The 9,422-nt window shown below is 47.9% G+C and carries 11 protein-coding genes; 8 read left to right on the forward strand and 3 right to left on the reverse strand.

What is annotated here, in order from left to right:
- The 4 genes from A3751_RS23850 to A3751_RS07115 form a co-directional block, all read left to right on the forward strand.
- On the forward strand, positions 1-728 hold a 728-nt coding region (locus A3751_RS23850), incomplete at its 5' end, for a c-type cytochrome (protein ID WP_156492305.1).
- A 9-nt stretch (positions 729-737) separates the two neighbouring features.
- Positions 738-2,327 (forward strand): cytochrome c oxidase subunit I, encoded by a 1,590-nt coding sequence (ctaD, locus tag A3751_RS07105; RefSeq protein WP_068453780.1) that lies wholly within the window; start codon positions 738-740, stop codon positions 2,325-2,327.
- Positions 2,328-2,368: 41 nt separating this feature from the next.
- Complete coding sequence (locus A3751_RS07110; protein WP_068453782.1) at positions 2,369-2,944, forward strand: cytochrome c oxidase assembly protein; 576 nt, start codon at positions 2,369-2,371, stop codon at positions 2,942-2,944.
- 64 nt (positions 2,945-3,008) lie between these two features.
- Complete coding sequence (locus A3751_RS07115; RefSeq protein WP_068453784.1) at positions 3,009-3,899, forward strand: cytochrome c oxidase subunit 3; 891 nt, start codon at positions 3,009-3,011, stop codon at positions 3,897-3,899.
- Between the two features lie 16 nt (positions 3,900-3,915).
- On the opposite strand, the gene A3751_RS07120 is transcribed toward A3751_RS07115, so the two are convergent.
- A complete protein-coding gene (locus A3751_RS07120; RefSeq protein ID WP_068453788.1) occupies positions 3,916-4,122 on the reverse strand; it encodes a twin transmembrane helix small protein in 207 nt (68 codons plus the stop codon).
- Between the two features lie 75 nt (positions 4,123-4,197).
- Here A3751_RS07120 and A3751_RS07125 point away from each other — a divergent pair, with 75 nt between their 5' ends.
- From A3751_RS07125 to cyoE, 4 genes are read left to right on the forward strand one after another with little or no spacing between them, the layout of a single operon-like run.
- The gene (locus A3751_RS07125) at positions 4,198-4,956 is read left to right on the forward strand and encodes an SURF1 family protein (protein ID WP_082863104.1); all 759 of its coding nucleotides are present in this window, start codon (positions 4,198-4,200) and stop codon (positions 4,954-4,956) included.
- 26 nt (positions 4,957-4,982) lie between these two features.
- A complete protein-coding gene (locus A3751_RS07130) occupies positions 4,983-5,594 on the forward strand; it encodes a hypothetical protein (RefSeq protein WP_068453791.1) in 612 nt (203 codons plus the stop codon).
- Between the two features lie 17 nt (positions 5,595-5,611).
- Positions 5,612-6,652, forward strand: coding sequence for a heme A synthase (locus A3751_RS07135; protein WP_068453794.1), 1,041 nt, complete (start codon positions 5,612-5,614; stop codon positions 6,650-6,652).
- A gap of 17 nt (positions 6,653-6,669) precedes the next feature.
- Complete coding sequence (cyoE, locus tag A3751_RS07140) at positions 6,670-7,584, forward strand: heme o synthase (RefSeq protein WP_068453795.1); 915 nt, start codon at positions 6,670-6,672, stop codon at positions 7,582-7,584.
- Positions 7,585-7,592: 8 nt separating this feature from the next.
- On the opposite strand, the gene A3751_RS07145 is transcribed toward cyoE, so the two are convergent.
- Together A3751_RS07145 and A3751_RS07150 are read right to left on the reverse strand one after the other, a co-directional pair.
- Positions 7,593-7,931, reverse strand: a complete 339-nt coding sequence (locus A3751_RS07145) for a hypothetical protein (protein WP_068453798.1) — start codon at positions 7,929-7,931, stop codon at positions 7,593-7,595.
- A gap of 65 nt (positions 7,932-7,996) precedes the next feature.
- Positions 7,997-9,295: a hypothetical protein gene (locus tag A3751_RS07150; protein WP_068453800.1), complete on the reverse strand. Its 1,299-nt coding sequence runs from the start codon at positions 9,293-9,295 to the stop codon at positions 7,997-7,999.
- Positions 9,296-9,422: the final 127 nt, after the last annotated feature.

The following is a 9,422-nucleotide window of genomic DNA, read 5'->3' on the forward strand; positions in this document are numbered from 1 at the left end:
GCTATGAGTATCTGGGTGAAGGCGTCGACTTCTTTAGTAATCTATCGACCCCAAAAGAAGAGATCTATAACGCCAAAGAGAAAAACGAAAACTATCTCCTAGAAGTCGATAACGAGCTTGTTGTGCCAGTGGGTAAAAAGATTCGTTTTTTGATTACAGCAAACGACGTGATCCACTCCTGGTGGATTCCTGATTTCGCAGTAAAGAAAGATGCTATCCCTGGTTTCATTAATGAAAGCTGGACGCGCATCAATGAACCTGGTGTTTACCGTGGGCAATGTACCGAACTGTGCGGTAAGGATCACGGCTTTATGCCGGTTGTTGTGCGCGCTGTAGAGCAAGCTGAATACGACGAATGGCTCGTGAAGAAGCAGGAAGAGGCGAAAGCCGCTGCCGAACTCGCCAAGCTAACCTTTACCCTAGAGGAGCAAATGGAGCGCGGTGAAAAGGTCTATGCGACTAACTGCGCTGCGTGCCATCAGGCGAACGGTCAAGGCATTCCTCCAGCGTTTCCAGCGCTTGCAGGTAGTGAAATTGCTACCAAGCTGCTGGATAAGCATATCGAAGTGGTCGTAGATGGTGTGCCAGGCTCTGCCATGCAGGCTTACGGCGCTCAGCTTAGTGAAGTGGATCTTGCTGCGGTAATTACCTATGAGCGAAATGCTTGGGGTAATGATACTGGCGACAATATTTCCGCTAAAGACATCGTCGATTATAAAAATAAATAAGGAGGGCTTATGAGCGCGGTAATTGATAATCCTACGCACGAAGAGCATGAGCATCACGGCCCTGCAAAAGGCATAGCTCGTTGGCTGTTTACGACTAACCATAAAGACATCGGTTCGATGTATCTGTGGTTCAGTTTCGCAATGTTTCTTGTTGGCGGCTGTATGGCCCTTACGATAAGAGCTGAGTTGTTTCAACCTGGTTTGCAATTAGTGGAGCCGGAATTCTTTAACCAGATGACGACTTTGCACGGTCTCATTATGGTGTTTGGCGCGGTGATGCCCGCCTTTGTCGGCTTGGCTAACTGGATGATTCCTCTTATGGTTGGTGCGCCGGATATGGCCTTGCCAAGAATGAATAACTGGAGTTTTTGGATTCTGCCGTTTGCATTCGGTCTGCTGCTGAGCACCCTGTTTATGGAAGGTGGCGCACCCAACTTTGGTTGGACATTCTATGCGCCTCTTTCCACAACATATGCCCCTGATACAGTGACTTACTTTATCTTTGGTGTGCATATGATGGGCATCTCTTCGATTATGGGGGCGATCAACGTTATCGCAACCATTTTGAATATGCGTGCGCCGGGCATGACGCTAATGAAAATGCCGTTGTTTGTCTGGACATGGTTGATTACAGCCTTCCTGCTCATCGCTGTTATGCCGGTATTGGCTGGCGTTGTCACCATGATGCTAATGGACGTTCACTTCGGTACGAGCTTCTTCAATGCGGCAGGTGGTGGTGATCCAGTTCTGTTCCAGCACATTTTCTGGTTCTTTGGGCACCCTGAGGTGTACATCATGATCCTCCCTGCTTTTGGAGTGGTGAGTCAGATTATTCCAACATTTTCGCGTAAACGGTTGTTTGGCTATCACTCGATGGTGTACGCAGTTGCATCCATTGCAATACTCTCGTTCATCGTTTGGGCGCACCATATGTTTACGGTTGGCATGCCCTTATTTGGCGAGCTGTTCTTTATGTATGCAACTATGTTGATTGCAGTGCCAACTGGGGTAAAAGTCTTTAACTGGATCACCACCATGTTCAGAGGCTCTCTCACATTTGAAACGCCTATGCTGTTTTCAATTGCCTTTGTGGTGCTGTTTACCATTGGAGGTTTCTCAGGCTTGATGCTGGCGATTGCGCCATCGGATTTCCAATATCACGATACGTACTTCGTTGTTGCACATTTCCATTACGTTCTCGTACCAGGAGCTATCTTTGGTATTTTCGCGGCTGTTTATTATTGGCTGCCTAAATGGTGCGGCCGGATGTACAGCGAGACCTTGGGCAAATTGCATTTTTGGTTATCGTTTGTGGGTATGAATCTCGCATTCTTCCCAATGCACTTCTTGGGGCTGGCTGGTATGCCGCGGCGTATTCCAGATTACGCGTTGCAGTTTGCAGATTTTAATAGCATATCGACTGTTGGCGCGTTTATGTTTGGCGCAACGCAGTTGCTATTTCTTTACCTTGTCATAAAGACGATTCGAAGCGGAGAGCCGGCGACAGATCAGGTTTGGGAAAGTGCTGAAGGGCTAGAGTGGACTATTCCGTCTCCCGCGCCTTACCACACATTTTCTACACCGCCTGAGGTGAAGTAGTCAATCGTAGTGAGTATTGTACGAAGTTAAGGGGGAGGCATATGCAAAACCAGGCAACAAAAAGAACCGTTCTAAAGTCGCTTTTTGCTGTTGTGGCCATGTTTGGTTTTGGCTTTGCGATGGTCCCCCTTTATGACGTTTTTTGTGACATCACTGGACTGAATGGCAAAACCTCAGGCCGATATGATGCTTCTCTTGTAGAAGAGCATATCGTCGATGCAGAGCGTCAAGTTCGCGTTCAGTTTGTTACACAAAACAATGAGAATATGCCGTGGGAGTTTCGCCCAGTTGATTATCAGGTGAGCGTGCATCCCGGAGCCATGATCGCTGTCGATTTTTATGCCAAAAATCCGACTAGTAAGCCCATGGTTGCGCAAGCAGTTCCAAGCCTCTCGCCATCCGAAGGTACGGATTTTTTCCATAAAACAGAATGTTTTTGCTTTAACCGGCAAGTGTTAAAGCCCGGGGAAGAGGTGTTGATGCCTCTGCGTTTTGTGGTCGATGAATCGTTGCCCGAGCATCTGGGTACATTGACGTTGTCATACACCCTGTTTGATCAGACTGAAACTTTGGCACCCGAAGACTTGGAGCAAGCCTTACAACAAGCAGCACTGTGAAAATAATAATTGGACGTCCGCGAGCGGTTTAGCGCGTCTTGAATGAGAATAGGAGTCTAGATAAATGAGTGCAGAAACATCTTATTATGTGCCGGCGCAGAGTCGTTGGCCTATCGTTGCAACCATCGGTTTATTCTTGACACTGGTGGGCGCAGGAAGCGTTATGAACGCAGCTTCTGCTGGTGAGAGCACCGGCATGTCTTGGTTAATGTTCTTTGTCGGTTCATTGATTATGGCGTATATGCTGTTCGGCTGGTTTGGCCACGTTATCCAAGAAAGCCGTGCTGGCATGTACAGCGAGCAGATGGATCGATCATTCCGCTGGGGAATGAGCTGGTTCATTTTTTCGGAAGTGATGTTTTTTGCCGCTTTTTTCGGTGCGCTGTTTTATGTGCGGGTCTTTTCCGTGCCATGGATCGGCGGTGAGGGCAGCAATGCATCAACCGGTGAATTGCTTTGGCCCGAGTTTCAAGCAACGTGGCCGTTAATGGTGAACCCGGATAACACTACGTTCCCTGGTCCTAAGGCCTTAATTGACCCTTGGCATTTGCCGTTGTTGAACACTATCTTGCTTGTAGCATCGAGTGTGACCGTGACGATCGCACATCACGCTTTGAAAGATGGTAATCGCGCGAAGCTGAAAGGTTTTTTGCTTGCAACAATTGCACTCGGCGCGGTGTTCTTATTTTTCCAGGGAGAAGAATATGTTGAGGCGTATAACGACCTAGATTTGACATTGCAATCAGGTATTTATGGTACGACCTTCTTCTTGCTTACGGGGTTCCATGGTGCGCACGTGACGCTGGGCACAATCATGCTGATTATTATGTACTTCCGTATTCGGAAAGGGCACTTTGACAAAGATAACCACTTTGCGTTTGAGGCAACCAGTTGGTATTGGCACTTTGTCGATGTGGTTTGGCTAGGTCTGTTTTTCCTTGTTTATATTCTTTAAGAAGCAAACCGAATGATCAGATGGGCGAGGGGTTAAGTTTTAACTCCCCCGTCCATAAGGCATAAAGAACGACCAAGACAATGAGTGCGGCTAGAAAGACGCGTACTGTTAAGGAATGAGCAACTCGCTTTGATTTGCTGTCGTCTTTAACCAAGAAAAATAGGCCGCTAAACAGACTGATAACAACGCCAATCAAGAGCACGGCAATGATGATTTTTAACATGTTGTCGGTTCTTTTTATTTGATAGGAGGCTGCAGTGTAGCCTGCGAGGCAAAGCACTTCAAAGCCAAGAGTAGTATGAGAAGTATGGTTGGACGAAGTAAAGGCGCGGCAAAACCTCTAATTCTGGTCTGGTTGTTCTTCCTTATTTTTTTCCCCTTGATGCTAAAGCTTGGTTTTTGGCAGCTAGACAGAGCTGATCAAAAACGATTGTTACTCGCAGAGCAGCAGCAACGAACAAGTGCGATCAGTCGCGCTTTTGCTTCAGACGAAACGGCCAAGCGCTTTGAGCGGTTAACATTAAGAGGGCGTTATTTGGATCGGCACTTGCTTCTGGATAACCGCCAAAAAAAAGGACGTGTGGGTTACGAATTGCTGACTCTGTTTGAGGCCGAAACGGGTGAGTTCTTATTGGTAAACCGAGGTTGGCTGCCGGCACCAAAGTATCGCAGCGAATTTCCGGAGGTTGGCTTGCCCTCTGCAGCGAATAGCAGTGTTGCTTTGGACGGTTATTTTTATTGGCCAGATAAGCAACTGACCGTGTTTGAGAGTAGCCTTGAATCAGATGGGAAAAACAGTTGGCGTATTCAGGGGCTTGATTGGCCGGCCATTGAACAGTTGTTTATGACTAGGCTTGTTACGAACAGCGAATTCCGGCTTTTTTCAGGGGACGTTGTGGGTGCCGAAGATGTGTACTGGGACTATCAGATGATGAATCCGGAAAAGCATCAGGGCTATGCCTTGCAATGGTTTTCAATGTCCTTTGCCTTATTGCTACTGGCATGTTTTACCACTTTTAAGTTATGGCCAAGGGCCGACAAACAATATCAAGAATAATAGATCAGGAAGTACGGGAGTATCTTGTGAGTACTGAAACACTACAACTTAATTCAGAGCATCAACGTCGTCGCAACCAACTTAAATTATTGGCTATTTTTGCGGTGGCGGGCGTTCCGGTCATTCTGGCAATGCTTATGTACTTTGGCAGCTTCGCCATACCAACAGGTAAGACCAATAAAGGTGAGCTAATTGCTCCTGCTTTATCGTTGGCTGCTTTTGGCTTGCAGCCGACGAGTGACGGCTTATATAAGGAAACTCAGGGAAAGTGGTTGTTGATTCAGACCGGCAGCGGTGAGTGTGATGTTGTATGTCAGGATATGGCGCATACAGCTCGACAGGTAAATATTTTAATGGCTAGAGAGCAGGGGCGTGTCGCCCGAGTGTTTATGACGCCCGACGAACAGACTTTTCGCAGTGTGCTTGCAGAAGACTACCCAGAGCTTCAATACCTACCTATAGACCATAAGGTGCAAGCTGCGCTGCCAAGAATCATCAACAGCGAAGCGAATTCCACTTGGCAGCTTTGGATAAGCGACCCACTTGGCAACGTGATTCTGCATTACGATACCTCACATAGTGGTTATGACCTTAAAGACGATTTGAAGAAGCTACTTAAGCTGTCAAATATCGGTTAGAACGAAAGAGGTTTACGATGCATCGGAAGAGAATCTATAGAGTGGCTTTGTTATCGATGCTGCTCGCTATTGTGGTCGTGATGCTCGGCGCTTGGACGAGGCTTGTGGATGCGGGTCTTGGTTGCCCAGATTGGCCAGGCTGCTATGGCTTTCTTACTGTTCCAGAGTCGCCTGAGAAAATAGCAATCGCAGAAGCACGGTTCCCTGAAGCGCCGGTTGAAGTAGAAAAAGGTTGGCCAGAGATGATTCATCGTTATTTTGCGAGTAGCTTAGGGTTTGTCATCTTATGCCTGTCTATCTATGCGTTTCGGGCGCAGAGACAGATAAGATACTCGGCTCAGGAATCAGCATTACCGACTTGGCATATTTATGGCCTGCTAGCGTTGGTGATTTGTCAGGGTTTGTTCGGTATGTGGACGGTAACGCTCAAGCTCTGGCCGCAAGTTGTCAGCGCACACCTTCTCGGAGGGTTCGCGACACTGTCCCTTTTGTTTCTGCTGGTGCTTCGTACCGGTTCTGGCGCGATGAGTAAGGGACTTAACGAGGCCTTATCTCTTCTCAAGCCTTTGAAGCGCTTTGCGATGTTTGGTTTGATTTTGGTTGTTCTTCAAATCTTTTTGGGGGCGTGGACAGCCTCTAATTATGCGGCGCTTGCTTGTGGGGATGAACTGCCAGGTTGTCAGGGCTCACTTTGGCCTGAAATGGATTTTGCGAAGGGGTTTGATTTTACCCAAGAGGTTGGCCCAAATTATTTGGGCGGCACCATGGATAATGCGAGCCGAGTCGCCATTCAGGTCGCACATCGGATCGGCGCCATCGTTCTCGTTGCTTATCTGCTTTGGATGGCGCTGCGCTTGTGGCGGCTAAAGACCGTTCCCGCAGTGCGTAGCGGGGTCATTACGATGCTGGTTATTTTGATTGCACAAGTGCTGCTCGGTTTGAGCAATGTGATCCTGTTAGTTCCTTTAGCCGTTGCAGTTGCGCATAATGCAGTAGGTGCTTTGTTGTTGTTAAGCATGGTCAATCTTAATTTCCAATTACATCGTCTAGAAAAATAATAAGATGGGAGGAAGAAATGAAAGCAACATCAATGATAGGGGGAGCGCCCGCTTCCGCTTCCTGGAAGGATTATCTCGAACTCTGTAAGCCTAAAGTAGTCGCGCTCATGTTGCTGACCTCTGTGGTGGGGATGCTGTTGGCGACTTACAGTTTGCCTTCCTGGCAAGCTTTGATTCTAGGAAATTTAGGCATTGCATTAATGGCTGGATCCGCGGCTGCGATTAATCACGTTGTTGATCAGAGAATTGATGTACACATGGCTCGGACCCGCAATCGACCGCTTGCTGTTGGTAAGGTCGATAGTGCTTCGGCTCTGATATTTGCCGCGGCCATCGGTGCCCTTGGTATGCTTGTGCTGATGGTTTGGGTAAATGCCCTAACAGCCTGGCTCACGCTTGCTTCTTTAATCGGTTACGCACTGATATATACCATGTATTTAAAGCGTGCGACGCCACAGAATATTGTTATTGGCGGCTTGGCCGGTGCGGCGCCGCCGTTGTTAGGATGGACTGCATCAACAGGCTATTTAGATCCGCATGCTTTGTTGCTGGTGTTGATTATCTTTGCTTGGACGCCACCACATTTTTGGGCGCTAGCGATTCACCGTAAAGAAGAATATGCAAAGGTAGGTATTCCCATGCTTCCAGTAACGCATGGTGAGCGTTTTACGAAGCTACATATTTTGCTCTACACCGTCATTCTGTTATTGGTGACTGTGTTGCCGTATATCACTGGGATGAGCGGTGAGGTTTACTTGGTCTCTGCGTTACTGTTGGGCGCACGTTTTATGCAATGGTCGGTAAGGATGATTCGAAACAAGCACAAGCACGATGCGATTAATACCTTCAAATTCTCGATTACGTATCTGATGCTATTGTTCGTCGCTCTGTTAGTGGACCATTACACGCGGCCGGTGCTAGTCGGTTTTTAGGCCCGACTCTAGCTTCTTGCTTCTTCAAGAATGGCGAGAATATTCGAAAGGATATCTCGCATATCAATGTAGGTCTTTGTTCTGGGGATAAGCGCTGCGAGACGCTCATCCAATTCTTCCACTTTCGACCCAATTCGGCGAATGCCTTCCGTAATGAATTCGTAGGGGTAGTGGTGATCTTGGATGCTGAGTTTGTTTAGCTCTCCGATCTCTTGCGAGAACATGCTCGCAATGTCGTAGATAAAATCTTTATCCGAGATGCTCGATGCTTCCCAATAAGCATCGTCTAACAGCTCGCTGAAACTCATGAACTCGTTTATAACGTGGGCAATAGAAGGGCTCGACACATTGCTGTCCTCGCTAATTTGATGCTTCAAATATAGCAGAGGGCAGGCAAAATGCTGCTGAAATTTTAGGGAATGATGGCTCCTGCTGTACCTTGGTAGGTATACGCGGGAATCGGTTCAGCCGAGATAATTTGGTTGCCATCACTATCGAGTACCGGTTCACCATCTGCATCTGTTTCATAGGTGATGTCATAACCGGTATCCGTAACGAACGTTAGTCGAACGCCAACGCCAGGATTGGCATCCGCAAGCAGATCAAGCACGGCTTGTTTTTCGCAGTCTGTTGGGTCTTTGATAATGATGCTTTGGTTGAGTCCGTTCGCGTCGGCACCGTAGATGGCTTCTCGATATTCCGATACGTAAATGCGCACCTCGCCTGCTTTGTTGCTGGTGTAGTCCACTTCTACGCGAAGTCGCTTCAGATCAGTGTGAACGGAGTTTAAATCGAAGCTGTGTTCTTCAAGCTTGTTTGCCTCCGCATCGCATGCTCCGCCGACATCCGTTGATGGTACCCGAGTAGTTGTGCCTGAAGGGCAGTCTTCCCATGTGCTCGGGTCATCATTTGTGCGGTCGGTGTCGCAGTACTCGTTGTTGTAATCCAGCAGCAGCTGGCCGAGCTCTGTATCCTCACCATCATCGAATGAAAGGCGCGCAAAACCGCTACCGTTATTGGCGATAAGTTGTCTGACTTCAGGTTGGGTAAAACCATTTGCTTTGAAGTTCTCTGGGAGCGCCTGATAGAAGCCAATGAACGGCACGGATTCTCGTGATGCTGAAGATTCTAGATCTTCACGCTGCTCGGCAACGATAATGGACTGCTGAACGATGCGCGTAAAAGGGTTGTAGCTCATCGCGAGCTCAGCAAAGGCTAACGTTGTTGCATCCGCGTCTGTGTCGACTATGCGAATGTCATCATTCTGATAGCTGCAAAAATCGTCATCATCGGCAATGCCTTGTGCTACCTGGTTTTTGGCAATAGCAAATGCTTCTATCTCAACGCCTGGATCAGTGGTTGACACGATACTCTCAAGAAAGTCCAGGGGGTTTCTTGCGCCTGTAACTAAATCGCCAGACTTGTCGTAACTCAAGAAGTCACTAATTTGTTGATCGATAAAGTCCTTGGCTGCCTGCTCTTCAGCCGAAAGTACGCTGGAAGGCGTCATAGTCTCGATTGCTTCACGAAGGTAGAGCGGATATTCGTCGGCATCTGTGAATATTTGAAACTTGGGGTCCGGCGCTGGAATGACGACTTGAATATCTTGGCCAGCGGCACATTTTTGAGCGGTGGTTTCGAATGCCGGTTCACAGGCGCTAAGAAGGAAAGCTGACGCAAACAGCGCGCTCAGCTTAGAGAAATTCTGCATATATAACACTCACGAGACTGCTGGATCGTTACGACTTAATGAAGCGCCGAGTCTATCATTTTCTGGGTGGGCTTGTAGCGGTAGCAAGCGCCGATTAAGCGCTATTGTTCAAAAACTGTGCGCTCCT

The sequence above is a fragment of the Oleiphilus sp. HI0080 genome (genome assembly GCF_001635135.1).

What these genes read in the sequence shown, in the direction of transcription:
- ctaD (WP_068453780.1), top strand. Translation starts at nt 738, where the DNA reads ATGAGCGCGGTAATTGATAATCCTACGCACGAAGAGCATGAGCATCAC.
- A3751_RS07110 (WP_068453782.1), top strand. Translation starts at nt 2,369, where the DNA reads ATGCAAAACCAGGCAACAAAAAGAACCGTTCTAAAGTCGCTTTTTGCT.
- A3751_RS07115 (WP_068453784.1), top strand. Translation starts at nt 3,009, where the DNA reads ATGAGTGCAGAAACATCTTATTATGTGCCGGCGCAGAGTCGTTGGCCT.
- A3751_RS07120 (WP_068453788.1), bottom strand. Translation starts at nt 4,122, where the DNA reads ATGTTAAAAATCATCATTGCCGTGCTCTTGATTGGCGTTGTTATCAGT.
- A3751_RS07125 (WP_082863104.1), top strand. Translation starts at nt 4,198, where the DNA reads ATGAGAAGTATGGTTGGACGAAGTAAAGGCGCGGCAAAACCTCTAATT.
- A3751_RS07135 (WP_068453794.1), top strand. Translation starts at nt 5,612, where the DNA reads ATGCATCGGAAGAGAATCTATAGAGTGGCTTTGTTATCGATGCTGCTC.
- cyoE (WP_068453795.1), top strand. Translation starts at nt 6,670, where the DNA reads ATGAAAGCAACATCAATGATAGGGGGAGCGCCCGCTTCCGCTTCCTGG.
- A3751_RS07150 (WP_068453800.1), bottom strand. Translation starts at nt 9,295, where the DNA reads ATGCAGAATTTCTCTAAGCTGAGCGCGCTGTTTGCGTCAGCTTTCCTT.